This window comes from Nonomuraea sp. NPDC049646, assembly GCF_044465525.1.
Lineage (GTDB): Bacteria > Actinomycetota > Actinomycetes > Streptosporangiales > Streptosporangiaceae > Nonomuraea.
Map to the genome: position 1 here is coordinate 392,239 of NZ_JBITLU010000006.1, position 23,555 is coordinate 415,793.

Below are 23,555 nucleotides of genomic sequence, written 5' to 3' on the forward strand. Positions count from 1 at the left end.
CATGAGCGCAGCCGCCGATCCCATGCCGGAGATGCCGGACATCCACACCACCGCGGGCAAGATCGCCGACCTGGAGCGAAGGCTCGACGAGGCCGTGCACGCCGGATCGTCGTCGGCGGTGGACAAACAGCACGCCAAGGGCAAGATGACCGCGCGCGAGCGGGTGCTCGCGCTGCTCGACGAGGGCTCGTTCGTGGAGTTCGACGAGTTCGCCCGCCACCGGTCCACGATGTTCGGGCTGGAGAAGCGGCGGCCGTACGGCGACGGCGTCATCACCGGCCACGGCACGATCGACGGCCGCCAGGTCTGCGTGTTCTCCCAGGACGTCACGGTCTTCGGCGGCTCACTCGGCGAGGTGTACGGCGAGAAGATCGTCAAGGTGATCGACCTGGCGCTGAAGACCGGCTGCCCGATCATCGGCATCAACGAGGGCGGCGGCGCGCGCATCCAGGAGGGCGTGGTCGCGCTCGGCCTGTACGCGGAGATCTTCAAGCGGAACGTGCACGCCTCCGGCGTGATCCCGCAGATCTCGCTCATCATGGGCGCCGCGGCCGGCGGCCACGTCTACTCGCCCGCCCTGACCGACTTCGTGGTGATGGTGGACCAGACGTCCCACATGTTCATCACGGGGCCCGACGTGATCAAGACGGTGACCGGCGAGGAGGTCACGTTCGAGGAGCTGGGCGGGGCCCGCGCGCACAACACCAAGTCGGGCGTGGCCCACTACCAGGCCGCCGACGAAGAGGACGCCCTCGACTACGTCAAGGCGCTGCTGTCCTACCTGCCCTCCAACAACCTGGACGAGCCCCCGGCCTTCGCCGCCGCCGCCGACCTGGAGCCCGACCCCGAGCTCGACCTGGTGATCCCCGACTCCCCCAACCAGCCGTACGACATGCACCAGGTGATCGAGCACGTGCTCGACGACGGGGAGTTCCTGGAGGTCCACGCGCTGTTCGCGCCGAACATCGTGGTCGGCTACGGCCGCGTGGACGGCCAGCCGGTCGGGGTCGTCGCCAACCAACCCATGCATTTCGCCGGATGTCTGGATATCGACGCCTCCGAGAAGGCCGCCAGATTTATTCGAACTTGTGATGCCTTTAATATTCCGATCCTGACTTTTGTTGATGTACCGGGATTCCTCCCCGGCACCGATCAGGAATGGAACGGAATCATCCGCCGCGGCGCCAAGCTCCTGTACGCCTACGCCGAGGCCACGGTCCCGCTGGTCACGGTCATCACCCGCAAGGCGTACGGCGGCGCGTACGACGTCATGGGCTCCAAGCACCTCGGCGCGGACGTCAACCTCGCCTGGCCCACCGCCCAGATCGCGGTCATGGGCGCCCAGGGCGCGGTCAACATCCTCTACCGGCGCGAACTGGCGGCCTCCGACGACCCCGACGCCGAGCGCGCCCGGCTCGTCACCGAGTACGAGGACACTTTGGCCAATCCGTACATCGCGGCCGAACGCGGCTATGTGGACTCGGTGATTCGGCCGTCCGAAACCCGGCCCCAAGTTGTCCGGGCACTTCGCGCGCTGCGTAACAAGAGAGCCTCGCTGCCGCCGAAGAAGCATGGGAACATTCCTCTATGAGCGACCACCTGCGCATAGTCCGCGGCGACGCCACGCCCGAGGAGATCGCGGCCGTGGTGGCCGTGCTCGCCACGCGGCGGAGCTCGTACGCCGAACCCGAGAGACCCCGTAGACAAACATGGCGAAACCCCGCCAGAGGTATGCGTAACCCTGGCGCGCCGGGGAAGGCGGCTTGGCGGATGAGCGCACTACCCTAGATAGATCCCGGGAATCGGGTGTCAAGTTCCCCGGGAGTTGGGACTATCTAGAGAAAGTAGGCGTATATAGTCAGCCGATCAACTAACACCGCGGCCTGGAGGACGACATGGCCATCCCAGACCTCATGCCGCATCCTGTGGCAGCCAAGTACGCCGTCCTAGTGGATGTCGGTTATCTCTACGCTGCGGCAGGTGAGGTGCTGCTCGGCGCGAAGGAACGCAAGGAATATCGGGTGGCCGCCGATGAGCTCATCCAGAGTCTACAGAAACATGCAGAGGAACGTATTTCCGGCGAACTTCTGCGGATCTATTGGTATGACGCCGCCCGCGACCGTGTGCCGACCGTCGACCAGCGAGTCATCGCCCAGCTTCCGTGGGTCAAGGTGCGCCTCGGCAACCTCAACGCTCGCGGCCAGCAGAAGGGCGTCGACGCGCAGATCAGGAGCGACCTGGAGGCTCTCGCCCGGCATCACGCGGTGACCGACACGATCCTGCTGGCGGGCGATGAGGACATGGTTCCGGCGGTCGAGGCGGCGCAGGCGTACGGCGTGCGCATCCACCTGTGGGGCGTCGAGCCGCCCTACGGCACCAACCAGGCCGAGCGCCTGGTGTGGGAGTCCGACACGGTGGAGGTGATCTCCGCCGATTTCCTGAGACCCTTTTTCAGTCGCGCTCCGCAGCCGGTTCCGGTCACCCCGCCCGCCGCGGCTCCCTCGCCCGCCCAGGTGTTCGCCGGGCGCGCGCCGGTCAAGCCGCACGCCAAGCCCGGCCAGGTCGCCAAGCTGGGGCCCAGCCGTCCGCGCGTGGAGGACGTCGGCGAGCACGTCGCCCAGAAGTGGATACTCACCCGCGGCCGCGACAACATCCGCGACCTGCTGCCCGGCCCGATACTGCCGACGGTGATCGACACCGAGCTGCTGATCGAGGCGGAGAAGGAGCTCGGGCACTCGCTGCGGCCCTACCCGGAGGCCCGGGTCTGGCTGCGTGACGGGTTCTGGGCGCGCGTCTACCGGGAGTTCGATCTGGGGGTGGGGGTCTCCTCCAAGTAGAGCAGCGTCTCGGCGACCGCCGTACGGGCGTAGAGCACGTACCGGCCGGTTCGGTGCGCGGTGCACAGGCCGGCCTTGCGCAGCGCGGTCAAGTGCTGGTTGACGCCGGGCTCGGAGAGCCCGGCGCGCTGCGCGAGGTCGCGCGTCGAGGCGGGCTGGTCCAGCTCGGCCAGCAGCCGGGCGCGCGTCCTGCCGAGCACGGCGGCCAGCGCCTCTGGCGGGTCCAGCTCGCGGCGCTCCCAGAGCGTCGCGATGCCGCGCGGCGCGTAGCGCACGGTCGGCTGGTACGGCGGCGTCGTGACCGACAGCACCCGCGGCCAGGCGAACACGCACGGCACCAGCAGCAGCCCGAGCCCTCTCAGTGACCGGCGGCCGGACACGTACAGATGCTCCAGCCGCAGCGTGCCGTCGTCCCAGGTGACGGCGTCGTCGAGGTCGGCCAGCATGCGCTGGGCGCCGCCCTCGGCCAGCAGCCGGGCGCGGTGCAGGATCTCGCCCTCCAGCAGCGACCTGATCCGCGGCCAGTACGGCGCCATCGCCGCCTCCCAGTAGCCGGCCACCTCCGCGGCCAGGCGTTCGAGGCCCTGTTCCGGGTCGTCGTAGAGGGCCTGCACCCGTTTCGTCCGGGGACCGCCGATGTGGTCCAGATCTGTGCGGACCCGGGCCGCCGCGCCCCGCATCGTGGCGAGCTCCAGCTCCAGGTCCGGCATGGACGTCGAGGGCGGGGTGCAGGTGAAGCCCGCGATCGAGACGGTGGGCACCGGGACCAGGTCCGACAGCAGCCGCCAGTCCACGTCCTGGAGGCGGCGGCGAACCTGGTCGGCCCAGGGGCGCAGGAGCGGGTGCGCGGCCGGGTTCTTCACCACGCGCGCGCTGGCCACGACCTCGCCGAGTGGGGAGACGGCGAAGCGGATGTTGGCGAGGTCGTGGGCGGTGAACGTCAGGTCGAGGGTCATTGAATTTGCTTGTCACTTAATCGATAGCGGCCTTGCCCGACATTTCAGCATCCTGCCGACATGTCAGCAACCTTGGTGGAAGCTCCGCTCCTGCGGCTTCGCGCGTTCCGCAACCTGTTCGTCGCCGGCGCGATCAGCCAGCTCGGCAGCCAGATCACCTACGTCGCCCTCCCCCTGCTCGCCGTGACCGCCCTCGGGGCGGGCGCGGGCGAGCTCGGGCTGCTCTCGGCGCTCGCCACGCTCACGGCCCTGGTGATCGGGCTGCCCGCAGGGGCCTGGGTGGACCGCGTCCGGCGGCGCCGCCTGATGATCGCGATGGACGCCGCCCGTGCCGTGGCGCTGCTGTCGGTGCCGGTGACCTGGTGGGCCGGGACGTTGTCCATGGCGCAGCTCTACGTGGTGACGGTGCTCGTGGGCGCGGGGTCGCTGCTGTTCGACGTGGCGTCCATGAGCATCGTGCCGGGGCTGGTCGGGCGCGAGCGGCTGACGTCGGCGAACTCGCTGCTCGTGGGCACGGCCGCGGGCATGGACGTCGCCGGGCGCAGCCTTGCCGGGGTGCTGGCCCAGGTCGCGGGCGCGCCGCTGGCCGTGCTGCTGGACGCGCTCAGCTACCTGTGGTCGGCGGCCTGGCTGCGCGGCGTCCCGGAACCGGCCCTCGCGCGGGACGGCTCGGCGGAGGCCGCGGAGTCCCTGCGGGCCCGGATCGCGGAGGGCGTGCGGTTCATCCTCGGCAACCGGGTGCTGGTCGCGGCCCTGGTCCAGGGCACGATGGCGAACCTGGCGTTCCCGCTCTGCTCGGTCCTGCTGCCGGTGCTCGTCGTCGGGCGGCTCGGGTATCCGGAGTGGGTGCTCGGGGCGTACCTGGCGGTGGGCGGGCTCGGCGTGCTCGCCGGGTCGTCGTCGGCCCATCTGCTCGGCCGGCGCTTCGGCACGGGCCGCGCGGTGTGGCTGGTCAGCCTGGCCACCGCCCCGGCCGCGCTGGTGATCCCGCTCCTCGACGCCGGGCCGTGGCTGTGGGCCGCGGCGGCGGCCTGGTTCGTGCTGACGTTCCGTACCGGGGTGAACAACGTGCTGCTGGTGAGCATGCGGCAGCGCGTCACGCCGGACCACCTGCTCGGCCGGATGACGGCCACCATGCGGCTGCTGCTGATGGGCGCGGTCGGCCTCGGCGGGCTGCTGGCCGGGCTGCTGGGCGAGGTGTGGGGGGTGCGCGCGCCGCTCTGGGCGGGTGCGGTGATCATGGCCGTGAGCTGGCTGCCGATCCACTTCTCAGCCCTTCGCCGATCAGGTCCGAATACCGCCGATCGGCCGTACTGACCTGCTGACCTGCGTTTTCACGGTGAGGTCCGATTTCCGCCGGTCGGCACCCGCGGCCCGCGCATAGTCTCGGGGGCATGTCACCCCTAGAGCTCGACTTCGACTCCTGTTACCGGGCGGTCTCCGCCAGGGACTCCCGGTTCGACGGGCGCTTCTACACCGCGGTGACGACCACGCGCATCTACTGCCGGCCGATCTGCCCGGCGCGTACCCCGTCCTCCAGGAACGTGCGCTTCTACCGGCACGCGGCCTCGGCCGAGGCGGCCGGGTTCCGGCCGTGCAAGCGCTGCCGTCCCGAGCTGTCGCCCGGCGATCCCGGCTGGGACCTGCGCGGCGACCTCATCGGCCGGGCCCTGCGGCTGATCGACGACGGAGCCGCCGACGAGCGCGGCGTGGCCGGGCTGGCCCGGCGGCTGCACATCACCGAACGCCACCTGCACCGGCTGTTCGTGGCCGAGCTGGGCGTCGGGCCGCTGGCCGTGGCCCGGACGAAGCGGCTGCTGCTGGCCAAGCAGCTCCTGACGGAGACCGGGCTGCCGGTCACCGAGGTGGCGTTCGCGGCCGGGTTCGGCAGCGTGCGGCAGTTCAACGCCACGATGCGGGAGACGTACGGCTTCACGCCGAGCGAGCTGCGCGCCACGGCCGGACGTCCGGCGGCGCCGCCCGAGCCCGAGGCCGCCGGGCCGGTCACGCTGCGGCTGCGGCTGCACCGCCGCGAGCCGTACGACGTGGCGGGCGTGTTCGGGTTCCTGACCTCGCGCGCCATCCCCGGCCTTGAGGTCGCGGGCCCGGAGTCGTACTCCAGGGTCGTGCCGGGCGGGACGATCACGCTCACCCCCCGGCCGGACCACATCGCGCTCGACGTGGCCCTGGCCGACACCCGGCAGCTCGCCCGCATCGTCGCCCGCTGCCGCCGCCTGCTCGACCTGGACGCCGACCCCGACGCCATCGCCGAGGCGCTCGGCCAGACCTCGCTGGCCCCGCTCGTCGCGGCGCGGCCCGGACTGCGCGTGCCGGGCACGTTCGACGGCTTCGAGCTGGCCGTACGCGCGGTGGTCGGCCAGCAGATCTCGGTGGCCGGAGCCCGTACGCTGCTCGGCCGCATCGTCGCCAGGACCGGCGGTCCCCTCTTCCCCACCGCGGCCGAGCTGCGGGAGGCCGACCTGACGGGCCTCGGCCTGACCAACCGCAGGATCGCCACCCTCGCCGACCTGGCGGGCCGGGTCGCCGACGGCGACATCGACCTCGACGGCGGCCAGGACCCGGCCGAGGCCGTGTCCGAGCTGCTGAAGGTGCCCGGCATCGGCCCCTGGACCGCCAGCTACATCGCGCTGCGGGCGCTGCGCGACCCCGACGCCTGGCCCACGGGCGACCTCGTGCTGAACAAGCGCATGGCCGCCCTGGGCATCCCCGACGACCACATCGAACGGTGGCGGCCCTGGCGGGCCTACGCCGCCCTGCACCTCTGGAGCTCTTCATGATCACCGCCCAGGTCCTGCCGACGCCGATCGGCCCGCTCTCGCTGCTCACCCGCGAGGGAGTCCTCGTCGCGGGCGGCTTCACGGCCGACCCGGCGGAGATGTTCGTCCGCCTCACCCCGGCCCTTCAGTCGGAGGGCCTCGATGTGGTGGACGACCTCGGCGCCCCCGCCGAAGCCGTCCGTGCCTACTTCGACGGCGACCTCGACGCCCTGGACGCCGTCCCGGTCTCGCAGCCCGGCTCCCCCACCCGCAAGCGCCTGCACGAAGCGCTGCGCGAGGTCCGCGCGGGGACGACGGTCTCGTACGCCGAGCTGGCCCAGGCCGCCGGGCTGCCCCGTACCGCCGCCCGCGCCGCCGGCTCCGCCTGCGCCCAGAACCTCATCGCCCCCTTCGTCCCCTGCCACCGCGTCCTGCCCAGCACGGGCGGCTACGGCGGTTACTACTACGGCGTCCCGGTCAAGGAATGGCTCCTCGCCCACGAAAGCGGACAAAACCCCAACTCCCAGTAATTGCCCGAGGTCGCCATCGACAAATTCCTGGAGTTCACTATGGCCATGGGAACACGCGAGCCTAAGAGCAAGTGGGTCCGCCAGTGGGTCGCCGAGAGCAAGGCCGAAGGCGAGGCCCTCGGTGAGGCCAGAGGCGAGGCCCGAGGCGAGGCCCGAGGCGAGGCCAAGGCGATCCTGCGGATCCTGGGGGCACGCGGCATCACGGTGCCGGAGGAGACGGCCGAGCGGATCGGTGAGTGCACCGACCTCGACCTTCTCGGGAGATGGATCGACAGGGCCATCACCGTCGAGACCGCAGAAGAGCTCTTCGACGTGAGCTGAGCACCGCACAGGGCCGACGCGACGATCTCGCGTCGGCCCTGTGCGCGTCCGCGGGGCGATGAGGGGCCGCCGGCGGACGGCTGGCGGCATAGAATGGGGTTCATGCGACGTTAGACGGCGTAGGCATCATTTGCATACGCCTACTAATCGTCGACACGAGCACGAGGAGGGGGTCCCATGCCTCTGGCCGACGACGCCGTGGAAGCGCGTGCCCAGGGGTGGCGCACCCTCGCCGCCCTGCACGCCAAGATCGAGGACAGGCTGGAGAAGGCGCTGCAGAAGGCGCACGGCCTGAGCGTGAGCGAGTACACGGTGCTCGACGTCCTGGCCCGCCAGGACGGCTGGCACATGCGCATGCAGCAGCTCGCCCGCGCGGTCGTGCTCAGCCAGAGCGCCACGACCCGGCTGGTCACCCGGCTGGAGAAGCGCGGCCTGCTCAAGCGCTACCTGTGCGAGGACGACCGGCGCGGCATCTACTCCGAGGTCACCCCCGGCGGCCGCGACCTGCTGACCGCCGCGGGCCCGACGCACGACAGCGTGCTGAAGGAGGTGCTGGCGGAGGCGGCCGGGCAGCCCGAGCTGGCACCGCTGGCCGCGGTGATCGCCTAGCCCGGCACCGGCTCGCCCTCCCGTCAGGGCTTCACGTTGCTCTGGATCTCGCCGACCGGCACGTCCCGGGTCGCCCCCGCCTCGACCGGCGCGAACTGGAACGGCACCGCGTCACCCGTCGTCTCCACCGGCCATGACGTGGTGACGGTGAGCCGGTACGCCTCGCGCGGCTGGTCGATCGAGGCCCGAAGGTAACGCACGCCGCAGGTGAACGAGGCCCCCTTGGCGTACGGGCGTCCGGCCGCCCCGCAGCCCTCCTCGTGCACCTCCGCCCGGTCCTTCGTGGTGCCCGGGTCGATCTTGATGCTCTTCAGCGTGGCCACCACGGTCACGCTCATGACGCCCGGGATCTCCGCGGTCACCGATCTGCGCCGCTCGCCCAGGCCCTCCAGCCAGACCCAGGTGGGCAGGTTGACGAAGCTCTTGGCGTCGGGGCTCAGTTTGATCGTGGGCTCGGGCACGGTCAGGGACGCCCTGGCGATCTCGGCGAGCTCCCGGATCGTGATCCCGGCGGGCGGCGTCGTGCCCGGCGGCACGAACACGAACGGGTCGAGCGCCGCGAAGCAGACCTGGCCCTTCGGGTCGGAGGCGTCGTACGCCGGGCCCCACCAGCGTCCGTCCTTGCCGACCTTGTCCTTGAACTGCTTGAGGAACTCCTGGAACCCCTCCTCGGAGGCGTCCTTGGTGTACCTGAACCAGTAGTCGCGCAGGCCCTCCTGCGACTTCAGCATCTCGGCGCCCGTCATGCCGGGCTCGTACCAGCAGGGGCGTTTGAGGACGTATCCGTCCGTGTTGCCGCCCTTGGCGCCGTTGCCGGAGATGACGATCCTGGAGTTGCGCAGCTCGATCCCTCTGGTCCGGCCGTGCTCGATGGGGCTGCCGGCCGTCTCGCCGGGGTCGTCGAGCTGGCCCAGCAGCATCAGGGCCGCGGTGGCCAGCGAGATCACGCGGTTCATCGCGCGCACCCTTCCTTGTCATAGAGGAATTCCCGGATCCGCCACACGCCGTCGTCGCCGCGGTGCGCGAGGGCCCTCTGGAGGTAGGGGGCGCGCATGATGGAGGGCTGGGGCGAGACGGCCTCGCCGCTGCTCGCGCTGATCACGCGGGCCTTCGACTCGTCCACGCAGGTGTCGATCTGCGCGCCCTTGTCCAGCACCTTCGTGACCCGCAGGCCGTACAGTCTGGCGACGCCCTGCACCCTTCTGTCCTCCTCGGTGTACCGGCGTACTCCGTCATACGCCTGGCGCACCGCCTGGAGTTCGAGATCCAGATCCTTCAGGTATCGATCGCTTCCGGAGACCATCACCTTGCGGGAGGCGAGGTACCAGTCGGTGATCACCCGCATGAGCGGGTCACGCCGGGCGGGCCAGTCGATGTCGACCCGCAGCTTCCCGCCGCCGACCTCGACCGTCTCGACGCCGGGCGCGTCCGCGGAGGGCCGCGCCGTCGTGGTCGCCGTCGCGGGCGCCGCCGCCGTCGCGGTCGCCGCGCTGGTCCCGGACGGACCCGGCTGCGGCGTGTACGGCCGCTCGGCCTGCCCGCACCCCGCCGCCAGCAGGACGAGCGCGATCATCGTCATACGTCTCATGCGGACGACTCCCTCACCACGTGGATGCGCCACGAGGGCAGCAGTTCCTCGATCAACGCCTCGGTCTCCGGGGCCATCCCGCCGCCGTACGGGTGGGAGGCGGCCCTGCGGGTCAGCACCTCGACCACGGCCCGCATGCGGACGGCGTCGCCGGTGGCGGAGGTGGCCCGCAGCAGGTCGCGCCAGAGCCCCTCGTCGTCGGTCGCCAGCAGCAACGCCGCGCGGACGGCCGCCACCGCCGCGTCCGGCTCGTCCTGGGCCAGCCGCAGCTCGCACAGCCGGTGGGCCGCGTCGGCCACGCCGGCCGCGACGTCGTACTCCAGGTCGTCGGCCGCCAGCCAGGCGTACCGGCCGGACGGGCGGTTGGCCAGGAGCGGGCCGCGTACCAGGCCGAGCGCCTTCTCCAGCAGGACGGTGCGGGCCGTCGGGTCGTGCTGGGAGCGGCGGACCAGCTCGCGGAACAGGGCCCAGTCCGTACGGACCTCGGGGCCGAGCCTGAGCCGCCCGGCCTCGTCGACGTGCAGGTGCTCGGGGCCGAGCCAGTCGGCGACGCGGGCGATGGTGGCGTCCCTGACCATGGTCTGGACGCCGCGCGGCCACAACACGCCCCCGAGCACGACGGGGTGCACGCCGCCGGGGTGCGTGGCCAGGTAGATCAGCAGCTCGGTGGCCAGCGCCATGCGGCCCTCTTCGAGGGGCGCGAGCCCGGCGATCTCGATCGGGCCGAGCATCCTGATCTCGACGGCGGGCGGGTGCAGGCCCTCCAGCGGCTCGGCCTCGGGGTAGGTCTCGCCGTCGAGCCGTCCGGCGGTGCGGAAGAGGTCGATCAGCGCCTTGTAGTGGCGGCGCGGCAGGAGCTGGGCCTCGACCTCGAAGCCCAGCTCGGCGATGCGCGCCTTGCCGTCGTCGCCGATTTCCAGCGTCCAGGTGGCGTGCGGGACGTCGCCGGCCAGGACGTACCCTGCGGTGTCCCGGCGGGCCAGCAGCGCCAGGCGGCGGGCCTCCTCGTGCGTGGGCGCCACGGCCGACAGCAGGTAGTGGGCGTCGCGCGGGCTGCCGGAGACGCGTCCGGTCAGCACCTCCCGGCGCGGCGCGGCGGTCGCCTCCAGCTCGGGCAGCACCTCGGCCAGGCTGCCGACGGCCCTGATCCGGTCGGGGGCGATGGCGGTCAGCTCCTCGCCGAACCCGACGAGCGTGATGCGCATGCGGTCGGACCAGCGGTTGGTGGCCAGCTCGACGGCGAGTGCGGCCAGCGCCGCGGTGGTCTGCGGGCCGCGGATGTTGATCAGGCCCTGCGCGGCCTCCAGGTCGATCAGCACCCGGCCGCTCGCGTCCGTGCCGATCGAGACCAGCCCCGGGTACGGCGCGCCGCCCGCCTGCTCCTCCAGCAGCCGGCCTTCGTGGGCGGGCAGGCGCCACACCTGGCCGCCGTCCTGGGCCGTCCACGGCTCGGGCGGGTCGTCGTCCGGCGGGTGGATCCACAGGTCGAGCGTGCGCGGGGACAGGTGAGCGCCGTAGACGGTGGGCGGGGTGCGGTGCTGGGCGGCCAGCTCGGCGCCGAGCAGCCGCAGCCCGATGTCGAGGATGCGCGCGCCCGGCGCGTCGCCGCCCAGCCTGAGCGCGACCTCGGCCTGGGCGGCGTCGTCGCGCGGCCGGACGATCCGGCGTCCGAACGCCCTGCGCCACAACTGCTCCCGCCGCCTCCTGGCCAGCAGGGCCAGCAGCCCGGCGGCGGCCAGCGAGGCCCCGGCCAGGTAGTCGATCAGGTCGAGGCTCTGGGCCTGCCTGATGGTGATCTCGGGCTGGTCCTGCCGGACGTCGGGCTTGCGGTGCCTGGCCTGGTCCTTCTCGCTCTTCTCGGCGGTCTTGCCCTCCGTGGCCTTCTTGGCGGCGTGGTGGCGGGCGTCGGGCTGGGCGCGGGTGTGGGCCACGCCGGGGTGCTCGCGCAGCGTCTGCTCGCGGGACTGGCCGGCCGGGACGATGTGCACGTTCCTGGCGTCGTCCGGCATGTCGAGCACCCAGCCGGGCCTGATCAGGTCGGCCATGCGCAGACGGGTGCCGTCCGGCTGCTCCTTGGCCTGGTTGAGTCGGTAAATTTCGGGATATCGGCGGCCGTCTCCCAGGCACTTCTCCGCGATCTCCCACAGGCTCTCGTGGTGCCTCCCGTGCGGGGGCTGCACGACGTACACCTTCTTGGTCTTGTGGGTCTCCAGCGTCTGCTCGACGATCGGCGCGGAGTAGGCGACCGCGGTCACCGGCGGCGCGGCGGGCGGCGCGGCCATCCGCGCGATGGGCGCGATCATGGCCCCGGCCGTGAACAGCAGCAGCACCGCGCCGACGAGCTTGTTGGCCAGCGCCTGCGTGCCGCCCGACAGCGGTACGCGGGCGGGCATCCCGACCCTTCGGACGCCTGCGTACACCTCGACCAGCACGCACACGAAGAGCTGGAACCAGGCCAGCCACACCAGCAGCACCAGGACGGCCTGGATCGTGCTCGGCCCGGCCTCGGCGGTGAAGAACCGCAGGTCGAGCATCTCGGACGTGACCGGCGGCCCGGCGAACCTGAGCAGCGCGTACGGCACCCCGCCCACCAGCGCCACCAGCGCCACCAGCGCCGCGAGCCCGGCGAGCACGTCGCCGAAGGTCCGCCTGGCCGGGATGCGCGCAGGCGGCCGCCTGGGCTGGTGCCGCCCCGGGGGGCGCGCCGGCTCCCGCGTCGGCTCTCGCGTCGGCATCGCCGCTCCCTTCTTCCGTCCAGCGTCCTGCCTCGTGCGTTGCCCCGGCCACCGAGTGGCGGGAATCGGTCTACCTGGCTTCCGGGGCGGCCGTGGCCTCGCCGTTCATCTCCGAGCCCGGGAACCCGAGCGCCCCGAGGAAGAACGCCTCCCACCGCACCGAGACGCTGACCGTCACCCGGTCCTGCTGGACCGAGCAGGAGCCGCGGGCCACGCCGTCGCCGCCCTGGGCCGCGACGATCTCGTCGGCCCTGGCGCAGACCTGCCCCTCGTCCAGCAGGGCGACCTCGCCGCCGGTGCGCAGGCGGTCGACGTCGATCTTGTCCGCGCCCGCCCGCGCGGCCTGCTCGGCGACGTCGGCGGCGCGCAGCCGGGCGTTGATCGCCGCGCCGCCGTCGACCAGCAGCCCGGCCAGGAGGAACACCACGACCGAGAAGAGCACGGTGAAGACCGACATGGACCCCCGCTCCCCCGCCTTCACGGCTCCCTCCTGACGAGCTGCTCAAGGGGCACCACGGCGGTGCCCGTCAGCCGCTTGGTGCCGCCGAACCCGAGGAAGCCGAGGTCGAGCTCGCAGGTCACCTCCGCCTGGACCTGGCCGCCCGCCTCCCAGGTGGATCCGTCCAGGTTCACGGCGGTGGCGCCGCACTTGTCGTCCAGTGAGCTCTTGGCGGTGCTCTCCGCCGCGGCGCCGGCGTCGTCGAAGCTCCGCTGCACGGACGCGGCCCGCGCGGCGTCCCTGGCCGCGCCGTTGACCCGCCCCTGCGTCTCCACCAGCACCCCCGCCCCGACCAGGAACATGAGGAACAGCAGGAAGACGGGGGCGAGCATCACCGTCTCCACGGCCATCGAGCCGCGCTCGCCCGGCTTCATCGGCAGTCATCACCGCCGTTGTCGGGACGGAAGCACTCGATCGGCCCGCCCGCGGTCGCCGTGATCGTGAACGTGAGCGGCGGCAGCAGCGGCACGACCTGCACGGCGCTGCCCGTGACCGTGACGAAGCGCTGGTCGGGGTCGCGCTCGGAGGTGGTGGCCGCGGCGTTCTCCAGCAGCCGCGGGCCGACCGCCTTGACGATGTCGGTGGCCTTCGCCGTGGCCGCGCCCTGCCAGTCGCCCGAGTCGAACGGCGCCGACCTGGCCACCCGCGCGCCTTCCCTGGCCGCCGCCTCGGCGATCTGGCGTCCGTGGAACCAGAGCGCGACCTGCACGACGAGGAGCGCGACCGCGAGGATGACCGGCATCAGCAACGCCAGCTCGATCACGGTCGCGCCCCGCTCACGAGTCTCCGCCACCACCGCCGCCGCCACCGCCGAACGTGCCCTGGATCTCGCTGGACTTCTGCTCGACCAGGGTCTTGATCAGCGTGGCCAGCCCGAGCGCGACGCCCGCGATGATGGCCGTGATGATCACCCATTCGACGGCGGAGGCGCCCCTGCTGGGCGCGGTGCGGGCGCGCTGGATCCGCACCCCCAGGTAGGCGGTGAGATAGACGATCCATGGATGGTTCATCAGGCCCCCAACATCTTCATCGCGGCGGGAAAACTGAGAAAGATCACGAAACCGGCGCACAGGAGGAGCTGGGCCACGAGCATCGACTGCGAACGCTCGCCCGCGCGTCCCTCGATCTCGGCCAGTTCGCGCCGGCGCAGGGTGGCGGCTCTGGCGGTGAGCGAGGCGCGCACCTTGGCGCCGTCGTCGGCCACCAGGCCGAGCGCGGCCGACAGGTCGCGCAGCTCGTCGACGTTGATCTCCTCGCCGAGCTGGCCGAGCGCCTGCCACGGGGTGATGCCGACGATCCGGGCGCCGCCGAGCGCGTCGCGGATGCGGCCCATCGCCCAGTTGGGCTGCTCGCCGCTGACCGACACGGCCATCATCAGCGCCTCGGGGACGCCGCGCCCGCCCGCCAGGTTCATCGAGACCAGGTCGAGGAAGGCGCCCACGACGTGCCGGAAGTCGCGCCGCATGGCAGCGGCCTCCTTGCGGATCTGCAGGTCGGGCAGGAAGAAGAAGAGCAGCGCCACGAGCACGGCCGACCAGAACGGCACCGTGAACGACACGCCCCACCCCATGAGCGCCAGCCAGCCGAGCAGGATCGGGAAGGCCAGCAGGCCGCTCGCGGCGAGCAGCACCTTGGTGGCCAGGAACGCCTCGAACGAGCGTCCGAGCAGGGCCAGGTCGGACTTGACCGAGCGGGCCTCCCAGCCGCGGGCGCCGTAGAGGCGGGCCAGGCGGGCGCCGAGACCGCGGCGGAAGGCGCTGACCTCCTCCTCGGGCAGCAGGAGCTGGATGCGCGGGGCGTCGGCGTCCTCGCGCACGGCGTCGAGCGCCAGCAGCCGCGCCACCAGCCCGGGACGGGCCGGGAACAAGGCGCGTACCAGCACGAACAGGCCGAGGCCGAGCACCGCCCCGGCCAGCACGCCCTCAACCATGACCGCCTCCCATCAGCAGCCGGGTCGGCTTGTCGAACCTGGCCAGCCGCCGCATCCACGCGAACCCGGCGCCGAACAGGCCGCCGACGACCACGAGCACGGCCTGGCCGAGGGCGGAGCCGTACTCGCTGACGTAGGAGGGGTTGAACAGGATGAGCAGCCCGGCGAAGACCAGCGCCGTGATCACCACGATTTGCACGCTGCGCCTGGTCGCACGGCGTTCGGCCTCGACGCGGCGGCGCATGTCGAGCTCCTCGCGGGCCGAGACGGCCAGCGCGCCGAGCACGTCGCGCAGGCCGGGGCCGCGCAGCCGGGAGTTGAGGATGAGCGCGGCGATCACCAGGTCGGCCGAGGGGTCGTCGAGCTCGTCGGCGAAGCGGGACAGCGCCTCCGGCAGCGCCATCCGGGTGTGCAGGCGGTCGACCATGGCCCGCAGGTGGGGCCGGAGCGTGGGCGCGGCGGCCCTGATCGAGGACGGGATGGCCTGCTCCAGCCCGGCCGCCCCGGCGATGGTGTCGCGCAGCGACTCGGTCCAGGCGGCCAGCCCTTCCAGGCGGCGCATGGCGGCGCGCTCCTCGGCCGCGCCGCCGGACAGTCCGCGCCAGGCGAACACCAGCAGCACCGTGCCCACCGCCATGACCGGCCAGCCCGTGACCACCAGGACCAGGCCGGCGGACACCGCGGCGACGGCGGTGCGGGTGGTCAGCATCTTGACGAGCGGGCGTCTGGGCTGGGACGGACGGCGGCGCAGGCCGTACAGGGCCAGGAAGAACAGGAAGAGGCCGCCGCCGGCGGCCGCGCCCGCCACCATCGCGAGCGGGTCGAGGTCGAACGCCATCCTCACCAGCCTCCCGGGTTGTAGCCGTGGGCGACGAGCTCCTCCAGGCACGAGACCGGCGCGTGCGGGACGCCCGCGCCGTCGGGACCGGGCGCGAACACCTCGCTCGACAGCACGCGGCCGTCGCAGCCGTTGACCTCGCGGATGCTGGAGACGTAGCGGCGCAGGGTGCCGCCGACGTGGTAGTCGTTCCGCTTCTCGATGAAGACGACGAAGTCGATCGCGCCCGCGATGAGCATGTGGGTGGCGTCGATGGGCAGGCGCTCGGCGGCCTGGAGGGCGTAGGTGGCGATGCGGTTGAAGACCTCCATGCTGGAGTTGGCGTGGATCGTCGACAGCGAGCCGTCGTTGCCCTGGGTCATCGCGTTGAGCATGGTGACGATCTCGTCGCCCAGCACCTCGCCGACGATGACGCGGCTGGGGTTCATCCGCAGCGAGCGCCTGACCAGCTCGGCCATGGAGATCTCGCCCTGGCCCTCGGAGTTGGGCAGGCGCTGCTCGAAGGCGACCACGTTGGGGTGGAGCTCGGGGAACTGGTCGAGGCCCAGCTCAAGAGCGCGTTCGACGGTGATCAGCCGCTCGCTGGGCGGGATCTCGTTGGCCAGCGCCCGCAGCAGGGTGGTCTTGCCGGCGTTGGTGGACCCGGCGATCATGAGGTTCTTGCGGGCCGCGACGGCGGCCGTCAGGAACCTTCCGATCTCCGGGCTGATCGTGCCGTTGCCGGTCAGGTCGGACAGGAAGACCTTGCCGAGGCGGGAGCGGCGGATCGACACGGCCGGGCGCACGGTGACGTCCATGACCGCGCTCAGCCGGGAGCCGTCGGGCAGCCGCAGGTCGAGCTGGGGGTTGGCGGTGTCGAACGGCCTGCTGGACAGCCCGGAGTAGGCCGCCAGGATCTGGATCAGCTCGACCAGCTCGTCGTCGGACTCGGCGACCGGGTCGTGCATGAGCTCCTGGCCGTCGGCGTAGCTGACGAACACGCGGTCGCAGCCGTTGATGTCGATGTTCTCGACCTCGGGGTCGTCGAGCAGCGGCTGGAGGCGGCCGACGCCGAACAGGGCGGCGTGGATGCCGGCCGCGAGGGCCTCCTCCTCCTCGATGGTGGGCGGCGTGCGGCCGAGGCCGATCTCGTTGCGCGCGTGCTCCTCCAGCACCTGCGAGATCAGCGCCCTGGCGAACTGGCGCTCGTCCTCGCCGGACATCGGCGGGACGCCGCTCGCCTGGTCGATGCGGCGCTGCTGGGCCAGCCGGTCGCCGACCTCCTGGCGGAACCGCTTGACGAGCGAGTGGTCGATCATCGGTGGCTCACCAGCCTCGCGGCGAGGTCGCGGGCCGTGCGGATGAGCAGGGACCGGTCGAGCCGGCCGCCCCACTGCCCGCGCAGCAGCTCGGCGCCCTTCGGGTCGTGGGCCAGCCCGTGGACGAACTGGACGATGGGTCCGACGATCCTGCGCACGTCCTCGATCGAGGCCCGGTAGTTGCGCGGGTCGGCGATCACGACGACGCCGTGCGCCTTGGTGATCTGGAGGCGTTCGCGCAGGTGGGCGACGTGGTCGAGGGTCGCCCTGGTGAGCAGGAGCACCTGCTCGGCCTCGGCGAGGAGGTCGGCGAGCTGCGGGTGGGAGCCCAGGCGGCCGCAGTCGGCGATCACGTCGGCGTCGGGGATGGCGGCCAGCGACCTGCCCAGCGGGCCCCAGAGCCAGGTGAGCCCCGCCGCCTGCTCGCCGTGGGTCAGCCCGGCCAGCACGTCGAGCCCGCCGATGATCTTCTGCGTGTGCTGGTGGATCTGGGCGGGTTCGAGGCCCCTGCGGGCGGTCGCGCCGAGCGTGAGCAGGCCCTTGCCCGGGTTGAGCACGCCGCCGTCGGCGGCGGGCAGCCGGTAGGCGAGGTCGCCGCCGGCCGGGTCGCACTCGGCCAGCAGCACGGGCCGCGGCCACACCGCCGCGAGGGCGGTGGCCGCGGTGGTCACGCCGGGCGCGCCCTTGTCGGCGGCCAGAACGATCAGCGCCACGTCAGCGCGCTCCCGGGAGCTCGGCCACCGCGATCTCTCCGCTGGAGGCATAGGCGAGTATTTGCGGTGAGTCCGACGAATCGACGATCACGGTGATCTGCCCGGAATTACCGCCGGTCCGGTTCTTGTCGCCGGCGCTGAACACGAGCGCGCTCTCGGCGAGTACGCGACTTTGCCCCTGAGCCGTCCGGTTCGGCACGTACACGACCTGGACGCGGTCGCCCTGTTCAATGCCGGCGGGCATTTGGCCGGGTTTGAGGGCGAGACCGACGGTGGCCTTTCCCGGGCCCAGTTCGTCGCTGGCCTTGCTGCCCATCCGGTTGGTCAGCAGGGTGCCCGGCAGGATCGTGACCGCGGCGAAGCTGCTGGTCACCTCCGAGCGCCGGGACCAGGGGACGTAGTCGACGCCCGTGTCCGAGGCGATCTTGACCTCTTCGAGCATTCCGTCGTCGAACTTCTGGCCCGCTCCGACCTGCTGGGTGATCCTGATGGCGGAGACGCGGTCGCCGCTGCGCAGCACGAGCAGCGTGGTGGCCAGCGCTCCGCCGAGTATGAGCAGGACCGCCAGCGCGGCGAGGGCCGGCTTGCGTTCGCGTGGGGGCACGGGGAGCTTGCGCGAGGCCGGGCCGGACAACCCCGCCGCCGCGTTGTCGGCGGCAGGTTTTTCACTGGTCCTCATGGGTGGGGGGCTCCCATTGTGAAATGCGGAATTCACGCCCATTATGTGGGGCGCCCGGGTGAGGCGTGGGCGGAATGCGAGGACCCATGCTTGTTTCGCAGGTGGCACGATGTCAACCCGGAATAATCGATGCCTATTGTCTCTACCACGTTGACTAATACCGATTTATCAGCATGCTGGTCACAGTTTTATCTTGAGTCGCAGTAATCACAGCTTTTTCAGGCTTGATCGTGACGGTCGGCGCGCGGGTCATCCACAGAACCGCGTTCTCATGCCGGTGGCGTCAACCGGGACGCCTACTCTCGCTTCTGGCGCTACCTTGGCGCCCGAGGTCGAGCGAGGAGACGGCACATGCGGATCATGCTCACCGTGCTCGGCGAGCAGGGCGACCGTGACGTCGTGATCGACGGCGACGGCGGCGCCACTGTGGCCGGGGTGACCGAGGCGCTGAGCGGGCGCACGTCCATGGCGAAGGTCGTCCACCTGCCGCGGACGCGTGCGCCCTACGGCCTGGCGCCCGAGGCCGGTGGGCGGGGCGCGGCCGAGACGCGCATCCCCCGTCCGCGCGTCCCCGACCGGCTCGACGTCCCCGCCGCCCTTCCCGGCGACTCCGGGGCGCTGCTCTGGCGTGACGGGCGTCCGCTCGATCCGCGGGCACCGGCGGCGGCCGTGCTGCGCGACGGCGACAAGGTCACGCTCGACCCGCGCCTGGCCCGCGCCACCGTGGTCGAGGAGCCCGGCGGGGTGGCCGAGATCCGCGTGATCGGCGGCCCGGCGGCGGGGGCGGTCCACCGGCTGGGGCTGGGCGTGCACGTCATCGGGTCCGACCCGACCTGCGCGATGGCCGTCGCCGATCCCCTCCTGGCCGCCGAGGCCGTCGCCGTGCGCGTGACGCCTGACGCGATCACCGTCGAGCGGGCGCACCGGCAGAGCTCGGGGCAGACCTCCAGGCTGAAGCTGAAGGGGCGGTGGGCCGAGGAGGTCGCCGAGCTGACCGCGCGGGTCGCCGAGCGGGAGGCGGCCGAGCTCGCCGCCGAGCAGGGCGACATGCCCGAGCTCGACGGCAGGGCGCTCACCGGGCCCGCCGAGTGGCCCGACCAGGCGGTGCTGACCTGCGGGTCCTCCGTGTTCGTGCTGACCTCCATCGAGCCGAAGGACGCCCACCTCGCTCCCAGGGGGGAGGGCGGCCTCGCCTACAACCGGCCGCCCAGGCTGCGCCGCCCCGAGCCGGAGCGCAGGTTCGTCAAGCCCAAGGAGCCGACCAGGTCCGAGGGCATGCGGCTGCAGTTGCTGGCCGCGCTCCTGCCCGCCGTGCTCGGCGTGACGCTGGCGTTCGCCCTGCACGCCCCCTACTACCTGCTCGTCGCCCTGATGACGCCGATCATCATGATCGGCCAGTGGTTCAGCGACCGTCGCCACGGCAGGAAGAAGCACAAGCAGGCGCTCAAGGAGTTCGGCGAACGCGTCCGGGCCTACGACGAGGAGGTGGAGCGGGCCAGGGCCGCCGACGAGGCCGCGCGCAGGTCCGACGCGCCCGACCCGGCCCAGGTCCTGCTCACGGCGACCGGGCCGCGCCGGCGTCTGTGGGAGCGCCGCAGCCACGACGCCGACTCGCTGCGGCTGCGCGTCGGCCTCGCCGACCTGCCCGCCAACCTCGACCTGTCGGAGGAGCAGGGCGGCCCGATCGAGCCGCCGCTCTGCCGCGCCGTGCCGGTGGCGCTGGCCATGCGCCGGCTCGGCGTCGCCGGCGTCACCGGCCCGCGCGGGGCCGCGACCAGCCTGGCCGGCTGGCTGATCGCCCAGGCCGCCACCCTGCACAGCCCGCGCGACCTGGCCATCGTGGTCGTGTCCGCGCGCGCCGACGGCGAACGCCGCTGGGGCTGGACCCGCTGGCTGCCGCACTGCGCCCCGCGATCGGGCGAAGACTGCGTGGCCCTGGTCGGCACCGACCCCGAGTCGGCCGCCCGCCGCGTCGCCGAGCTGGCCGCGCTCATCGACGAGCGCCAGAACACCGCCATCCCCGAGTTCGGCAAGATCCCCACAGGCTGGGACGATCTGGGCGGCCCCGAGAAGCCCAGCTTCTCCTCCTACGACGTCCGTCCCCACGACGTCCTGGTGATCCTCGACGGCGCCCAGATCCTGCGCGGCCTGCCCAACATGCCCCAGGTCCTGCGGCAGGGCCCCCGGTCCGGGGTGTTCACCCTCGCCATCGACGACGACCAGCGGCTGCTGCCCGAGGAGTGCCAGACGGTGGCGGCGTGCGGCTCCGACGGCCTCGTCCGCCTGCTCGGCGGGGGGCTCGACGTGATCGGGCCGGTGCTGGGCGACCTCGTCTCGTCCGCCTGGTGCGACCGGCTGGCCAGGGCCCTGTCCCCCATCCGCGACGTGAGCCGGGACGATCCGTCGGGCAACCTGCCCGGAGCCGTCCGCCTGCTCGACCTGATGGGCATGCCCGACCCGTCCGGCAAGGAACTGGCCGCCCGCTGGCGGGCCCGCGGCACGACCGAGGCGCTGATCGGCGTCGGCCCCGACGGCCCGTTCTCGGTCGACCTCAAGCTCGACGGTCCCCACGGGCTGATCGCCGGCACCACCGGGGCGGGCAAGTCCGAGCTGCTCCAGACGCTGATCTGCTCGCTGGCGGTGGCCAACCGGCCCGACCAGCTCACGTTCGTGCTGATCGACTACAAGGGCGGCGCGGCCTTCAAGGAGTGCGTACGCCTGCCGCACACCGTCGGCATGGTCAGCGACCTCGACGGGCACCTGACCCAGCGGGCCCTCGACTCGCTGGCGGCCGAGATCCGGCGCAGGGAACGCCTGCTGCTGGCGGCGGGCGCCAAGGACATCGACGACTACGCCGGCCAGGCCCCCATGCCGCGCCTGGTGCTGATCATCGACGAGTTCGCCGCGCTGGTGGCCGAGCTGCCCGACTTCGTGGCCGGCCTGGTGGACATCGCGCGGCGGGGCCGTTCGCTGGGCATCCACCTGATCCTGGCCACCCAGCGGCCGGCCGGCGTGGTCACGCCCGACATCCAGGCCAACACCTCGCTGCGGATCGCGCTGCGGGTGACCGAGCCCGCCGAGTCCACCGACGTCATCGACCTGCCCGACGCGGCCGCGATCTCCAAGTCCACCCCTGGCCGGTGTTACGTGCGGTCGGGGGTGGGGGCGGCGATCGCCGTCCAGACAGCCAGGGTGGGCGGGCGCAGCCCCGCGCGGGTTCCGTCCGCCGGGGGGCCGGCCGGGCGGGTGCGGGTGCTCGACGTGGACTGGCGCTCGCTCGGCAGGCCGCTGCCGCCGCCTCCGGAGCCGGCCGAGGAGTCGGCGGACACCGATCTCGGCCTGGTCGCCGACGCGCTCGTCGAGGCGGGGCGGTTGGCGGGCGTCCCGGCCCAGCCGAGCCCGTGGCTCGACCCCCTGCCCACCCACCTGGTGCTCGACCTGCCCGACAACCCGCCCTCGCCCGCCTCGCCGGAGGGGGCCGGCGGCGGGTTCGAGGAGGTGGCGCCGCTGGCGTTCGGGGTGACCGACCGTCCGTGGCGGCAGGATCGGTGCCCGCTGGCGCTCGACCTGGCCGACGGCGGCCACCTGCTGATCGCGGGCTCCCCGCGGAGCGGCCGCTCGACGGCGTTGCGGACCATCGCGGGCGCCATCGCGGCCCATACGTCGCCCGCCGACGTGCACGTCCACGCGGTGGACTGCGGCTCGGGGGCGCTCCTGCCCGTCATGGCGATGCCCCACTGCGGCGCCGTCGTCACCCGCGACCAGATCGAACGCGTGGAGCGGCTGCTCGGCCGCCTGCGCGCCGAGGTGGGCCGCCGCCAGCAACTGCTGGCCGAGGCGGGCCACGCCTCGCTGGCCGAATACCGCCAGGCCGGTCACCGCCTGCCGTGGCTGGTGTTCATGCTCGACCGCTGGGAGGGCTTCGTCGCCGCGTTCGAGAGCTACGACTACGGCCGCCTGATCGAAGCCCTGCTCCAGCTCCTGCGCGAGGGCCCGGCCGTGGGGTTGCGCGCGGTGGTCACCAGCGACCGGTCCGGCCTGCTCGGCCAGGTCTCGACGGTCTTCGACGACCGCCTGCTGCTGCGCCTGTCCGACACGTCCGACTACGGGCTGGCCGGGTTCCCGATGAAGGGCCTGCCCGCGTCCATGCCTCCGGGGCGCGCCCTGTCGCTGGGCGAGCACGGCATCACCGAACACCACATCGCCCTCCTCTCCGCCGACCCCGCGGGCCCCGCCCAGGTCGCCGCCCTGCAGGCCCTGGCCCGCAGCGCGACCCCGCAGGCCGCGGGGCACGGGGGGCGCGGGGAGCGCGGCGGGCGGCGCGGGGAGGGCGAACAGCCGCTGCGCGTCGACGCGCTGCCGATGCGGGTCACCGCGTCCCAGACGATGGACCTCGATCCGGCGTTCACTCCTCCGTCACCGCTGTGGGCGCTGGTCGGCGCGGGTGGGGACGCGCTCACCCCGCTCGGCGTCGACCTGCTGGCCCACGGGCCGGGCGCGGTGATCGCGGGGCCGTCGCGGTCGGGGCGGTCGTCCGTCCTGGTGACGGCGGCGCGGTCGCTCATCGCCGCCGGCACGCCGGTCGTCGCCGTGGCTCCCCGACGGAGCCCGCTGCGCGACCTGGCGGACGCCGTGGCCGTCCTCGACGGGAACGCCGCCAACCTCCCCGAACTGGTCGCCGACCTGGGCCAGTACGTCGTGGTCGTGGACGACGCCGAACTGGTCGACCCGGACTCACCGCTGGGCACGTCCTTGGAGGAGGTCCTCCGCTCGGGCAGGGACGGCGATCACGGCCTGCTGATCGCCGGCTCCACCGGTGACCTGGCGGTCGCCTATCGCGGCTTCGTGGCCGAGACCCGCAAGTCGCGTACGGGCGTGCTGCTGTCTGTCCAGGGCCCGACCGACGGCGACCTGTTCAGCATCCGACTGCCCCGCGGGGCGGGCGGCGGCCCTCCCGGACGCGGCCTCCTGGTCACCACCGGCAACATCACCCCCATCCAAACAGCCCTCCCAGACACCCCCTGACCCACCCACCGAACCATCCACCCGTGTGAGCCGCCCTGGCGACGGTGGCCATCCCGGTGTCTGGGGATCAAGCTCATCGGACAGGAAGGCGTACCTGCCTGAGATTCCCGCCCCTCCAACCCGGGCCCGACCGGCGGTGATTGACGTTCGGAATCAGGTCCATCGGAGGGGGCGTGTACTCGCGTACCCGTTTCGGGCCAGCCTTGCCGAGACCAACCGC

The 23,555-nt window shown here is 72.6% G+C and carries 22 protein-coding genes; 9 read left to right on the forward strand and 13 right to left on the reverse strand.

Annotated features, from left to right (window positions below; translation table 11 throughout):
• Position 1: 1 nt before the first annotated feature.
• The 3 genes from ACIBQ8_RS20340 to ACIBQ8_RS20350 all read left to right on the forward strand — a co-directional run bounded on the left by ACIBQ8_RS20340 (position 2) and on the right by ACIBQ8_RS20350 (position 2,837).
• Entirely contained in the window at positions 2–1,591 is a 1,590-nt protein-coding gene (locus ACIBQ8_RS20340; RefSeq protein WP_364325929.1) for an acyl-CoA carboxylase subunit beta, read from the forward strand.
• On the forward strand, positions 1,588–1,788 hold the full coding sequence (locus ACIBQ8_RS20345) for an acyl-CoA carboxylase subunit epsilon (protein WP_397170356.1): 201 nt from the start codon (positions 1,588–1,590) through the stop codon (positions 1,786–1,788). The genes ACIBQ8_RS20340 and ACIBQ8_RS20345 overlap by 4 nt, the downstream gene beginning before the upstream one ends.
• A 107-nt stretch (positions 1,789–1,895) precedes the next feature.
• Positions 1,896–2,837, forward strand: a complete 942-nt coding sequence (locus tag ACIBQ8_RS20350; protein WP_125632505.1) for an NYN domain-containing protein — start codon at positions 1,896–1,898, stop codon at positions 2,835–2,837.
• Here the strand turns inward: ACIBQ8_RS20350 and ACIBQ8_RS20355 are convergent.
• Positions 2,795–3,793, reverse strand: a complete 999-nt coding sequence (locus ACIBQ8_RS20355; protein WP_397170358.1) for a DUF5937 family protein — start codon at positions 3,791–3,793, stop codon at positions 2,795–2,797. The genes ACIBQ8_RS20350 and ACIBQ8_RS20355 overlap by 43 nt on opposite strands.
• Before the next feature lie 60 nt (positions 3,794–3,853).
• On the opposite strand from ACIBQ8_RS20355, the gene ACIBQ8_RS20360 reads away from it, so the two are divergent.
• The 5 genes from ACIBQ8_RS20360 to ACIBQ8_RS20380 all read left to right on the forward strand — a co-directional run bounded on the left by ACIBQ8_RS20360 (position 3,854) and on the right by ACIBQ8_RS20380 (position 8,030).
• Positions 3,854–5,110 carry an MFS transporter gene (locus ACIBQ8_RS20360; RefSeq protein WP_397192691.1) on the forward strand — a complete coding sequence of 419 codons (1,257 nt, stop codon included), beginning with the start codon at positions 3,854–3,856 and terminating at the stop codon, positions 5,108–5,110.
• 77 nt (positions 5,111–5,187) lie between these two features.
• Complete coding sequence (locus ACIBQ8_RS20365) at positions 5,188–6,591, forward strand: AlkA N-terminal domain-containing protein (RefSeq protein ID WP_397170360.1); 1,404 nt, start codon at positions 5,188–5,190, stop codon at positions 6,589–6,591.
• Positions 6,588–7,100, forward strand: coding sequence for a methylated-DNA--[protein]-cysteine S-methyltransferase (locus ACIBQ8_RS20370; RefSeq protein ID WP_397192692.1), 513 nt, complete (start codon positions 6,588–6,590; stop codon positions 7,098–7,100). Before ACIBQ8_RS20365 ends, ACIBQ8_RS20370 begins: the two co-directional genes overlap by 4 nt.
• Positions 7,101–7,421: a hypothetical protein gene (locus ACIBQ8_RS20375; protein ID WP_397192693.1), complete on the forward strand. Its 321-nt coding sequence runs from the start codon at positions 7,101–7,103 to the stop codon at positions 7,419–7,421.
• A 177-nt stretch (positions 7,422–7,598) separates the two neighbouring features.
• Positions 7,599–8,030 carry a MarR family winged helix-turn-helix transcriptional regulator gene (locus ACIBQ8_RS20380; RefSeq protein ID WP_397170364.1) on the forward strand — a complete coding sequence of 144 codons (432 nt, stop codon included), beginning with the start codon at positions 7,599–7,601 and terminating at the stop codon, positions 8,028–8,030.
• 23 nt (positions 8,031–8,053) lie between these two features.
• Here ACIBQ8_RS20380 and ACIBQ8_RS20385 read toward each other — a convergent pair whose 3' ends face one another.
• From ACIBQ8_RS20385 to ACIBQ8_RS20440, 12 genes are all read right to left on the reverse strand, one after another.
• Positions 8,054–8,986, reverse strand: a complete 933-nt coding sequence (locus tag ACIBQ8_RS20385; protein WP_397192694.1) for a hypothetical protein — start codon at positions 8,984–8,986, stop codon at positions 8,054–8,056.
• Complete coding sequence (locus ACIBQ8_RS20390; RefSeq protein ID WP_397192695.1) at positions 8,983–9,618, reverse strand: hypothetical protein; 636 nt, start codon at positions 9,616–9,618, stop codon at positions 8,983–8,985. The genes ACIBQ8_RS20385 and ACIBQ8_RS20390 overlap by 4 nt, the downstream gene beginning before the upstream one ends.
• The gene (locus ACIBQ8_RS20395) at positions 9,615–12,353 is read right to left on the reverse strand and encodes a BTAD domain-containing putative transcriptional regulator (protein ID WP_397192696.1); all 2,739 of its coding nucleotides are present in this window, start codon (positions 12,351–12,353) and stop codon (positions 9,615–9,617) included. Before ACIBQ8_RS20395 ends, ACIBQ8_RS20390 begins: the two co-directional genes overlap by 4 nt.
• A 70-nt stretch (positions 12,354–12,423) precedes the next feature.
• A complete protein-coding gene (locus ACIBQ8_RS20400) occupies positions 12,424–12,810 on the reverse strand; it encodes a pilus assembly protein TadG-related protein (protein WP_397170372.1) in 387 nt (128 codons plus the stop codon).
• Positions 12,811–12,830: 20 nt separating this feature from the next.
• On the reverse strand, positions 12,831–13,226 hold the full coding sequence (locus tag ACIBQ8_RS20405) for a TadE/TadG family type IV pilus assembly protein (RefSeq protein WP_397170373.1): 396 nt from the start codon (positions 13,224–13,226) through the stop codon (positions 12,831–12,833).
• Positions 13,223–13,645 (reverse strand): TadE/TadG family type IV pilus assembly protein, encoded by a 423-nt coding sequence (locus ACIBQ8_RS20410; RefSeq protein WP_357969999.1) that lies wholly within the window; start codon positions 13,643–13,645, stop codon positions 13,223–13,225. The genes ACIBQ8_RS20405 and ACIBQ8_RS20410 overlap by 4 nt, the downstream gene beginning before the upstream one ends.
• Positions 13,629–13,862 (reverse strand): hypothetical protein, encoded by a 234-nt coding sequence (locus ACIBQ8_RS20415; protein WP_357969997.1) that lies wholly within the window; start codon positions 13,860–13,862, stop codon positions 13,629–13,631. The genes ACIBQ8_RS20410 and ACIBQ8_RS20415 overlap by 17 nt, the downstream gene beginning before the upstream one ends.
• Positions 13,862–14,782, reverse strand: coding sequence for a type II secretion system protein (locus ACIBQ8_RS20420; RefSeq protein WP_357994571.1), 921 nt, complete (start codon positions 14,780–14,782; stop codon positions 13,862–13,864). Before ACIBQ8_RS20420 ends, ACIBQ8_RS20415 begins: the two co-directional genes overlap by 1 nt.
• Positions 14,775–15,620, reverse strand: a complete 846-nt coding sequence (locus ACIBQ8_RS20425; RefSeq protein ID WP_397192697.1) for a type II secretion system F family protein — start codon at positions 15,618–15,620, stop codon at positions 14,775–14,777. The genes ACIBQ8_RS20420 and ACIBQ8_RS20425 overlap by 8 nt, the downstream gene beginning before the upstream one ends.
• 2 nt (positions 15,621–15,622) lie before the next feature.
• On the reverse strand, positions 15,623–16,918 hold the full coding sequence (locus ACIBQ8_RS20430) for a CpaF family protein (RefSeq protein WP_397170377.1): 1,296 nt from the start codon (positions 16,916–16,918) through the stop codon (positions 15,623–15,625).
• The gene (locus ACIBQ8_RS20435) at positions 16,915–17,631 is read right to left on the reverse strand and encodes a hypothetical protein (protein WP_397192698.1); all 717 of its coding nucleotides are present in this window, start codon (positions 17,629–17,631) and stop codon (positions 16,915–16,917) included. Before ACIBQ8_RS20435 ends, ACIBQ8_RS20430 begins: the two co-directional genes overlap by 4 nt.
• 1 nt (position 17,632) lies before the next feature.
• On the reverse strand, positions 17,633–18,310 hold the full coding sequence (locus tag ACIBQ8_RS20440) for a hypothetical protein (protein ID WP_397192699.1): 678 nt from the start codon (positions 18,308–18,310) through the stop codon (positions 17,633–17,635).
• Between the two features lie 351 nt (positions 18,311–18,661).
• Between ACIBQ8_RS20440 and ACIBQ8_RS20445 the strand changes: the two genes are divergently transcribed.
• Positions 18,662–23,335 (forward strand): FtsK/SpoIIIE domain-containing protein, encoded by a 4,674-nt coding sequence (locus ACIBQ8_RS20445; protein WP_397192700.1) that lies wholly within the window; start codon positions 18,662–18,664, stop codon positions 23,333–23,335.
• The last annotated feature ends 220 nt before the right edge of the window (positions 23,336–23,555 follow it).

Excerpts from the sequence above, each read along its gene's own strand:
- ACIBQ8_RS20345 (WP_397170356.1), top strand. The coding sequence starts at position 1,588 with ATGAGCGACCACCTGCGCATAGTCCGCGGCGACGCCACGCCCGAGGAG.
- ACIBQ8_RS20400 (WP_397170372.1), bottom strand. The coding sequence starts at position 12,810 with ATGTCGGTCTTCACCGTGCTCTTCTCGGTCGTGGTGTTCCTCCTGGCC.
- ACIBQ8_RS20425 (WP_397192697.1), bottom strand. The coding sequence starts at position 15,620 with ATGGCGTTCGACCTCGACCCGCTCGCGATGGTGGCGGGCGCGGCCGCC.
- ACIBQ8_RS20405 (WP_397170373.1), bottom strand. The coding sequence starts at position 13,226 with ATGAAGCCGGGCGAGCGCGGCTCGATGGCCGTGGAGACGGTGATGCTC.
- ACIBQ8_RS20380 (WP_397170364.1), top strand. The coding sequence starts at position 7,599 with ATGCCTCTGGCCGACGACGCCGTGGAAGCGCGTGCCCAGGGGTGGCGC.
- ACIBQ8_RS20365 (WP_397170360.1), top strand. The coding sequence starts at position 5,188 with ATGTCACCCCTAGAGCTCGACTTCGACTCCTGTTACCGGGCGGTCTCC.
- ACIBQ8_RS20355 (WP_397170358.1), bottom strand. The coding sequence starts at position 3,793 with ATGACCCTCGACCTGACGTTCACCGCCCACGACCTCGCCAACATCCGC.
- ACIBQ8_RS20415 (WP_357969997.1), bottom strand. The coding sequence starts at position 13,862 with ATGAACCATCCATGGATCGTCTATCTCACCGCCTACCTGGGGGTGCGG.
- ACIBQ8_RS20340 (WP_364325929.1), top strand. The coding sequence starts at position 2 with ATGAGCGCAGCCGCCGATCCCATGCCGGAGATGCCGGACATCCACACC.
- ACIBQ8_RS20395 (WP_397192696.1), bottom strand. The coding sequence starts at position 12,353 with ATGCCGACGCGAGAGCCGACGCGGGAGCCGGCGCGCCCCCCGGGGCGG.
- ACIBQ8_RS20350 (WP_125632505.1), top strand. The coding sequence starts at position 1,896 with ATGGCCATCCCAGACCTCATGCCGCATCCTGTGGCAGCCAAGTACGCC.
- ACIBQ8_RS20445 (WP_397192700.1), top strand. The coding sequence starts at position 18,662 with ATGCGGATCATGCTCACCGTGCTCGGCGAGCAGGGCGACCGTGACGTC.
- ACIBQ8_RS20440 (WP_397192699.1), bottom strand. The coding sequence starts at position 18,310 with ATGAGGACCAGTGAAAAACCTGCCGCCGACAACGCGGCGGCGGGGTTG.
- ACIBQ8_RS20420 (WP_357994571.1), bottom strand. The coding sequence starts at position 14,782 with ATGGTTGAGGGCGTGCTGGCCGGGGCGGTGCTCGGCCTCGGCCTGTTC.
- ACIBQ8_RS20360 (WP_397192691.1), top strand. The coding sequence starts at position 3,854 with ATGTCAGCAACCTTGGTGGAAGCTCCGCTCCTGCGGCTTCGCGCGTTC.
- ACIBQ8_RS20390 (WP_397192695.1), bottom strand. The coding sequence starts at position 9,618 with ATGAGACGTATGACGATGATCGCGCTCGTCCTGCTGGCGGCGGGGTGC.
- ACIBQ8_RS20430 (WP_397170377.1), bottom strand. The coding sequence starts at position 16,918 with ATGATCGACCACTCGCTCGTCAAGCGGTTCCGCCAGGAGGTCGGCGAC.
- ACIBQ8_RS20370 (WP_397192692.1), top strand. The coding sequence starts at position 6,588 with ATGATCACCGCCCAGGTCCTGCCGACGCCGATCGGCCCGCTCTCGCTG.
- ACIBQ8_RS20385 (WP_397192694.1), bottom strand. The coding sequence starts at position 8,986 with ATGAACCGCGTGATCTCGCTGGCCACCGCGGCCCTGATGCTGCTGGGC.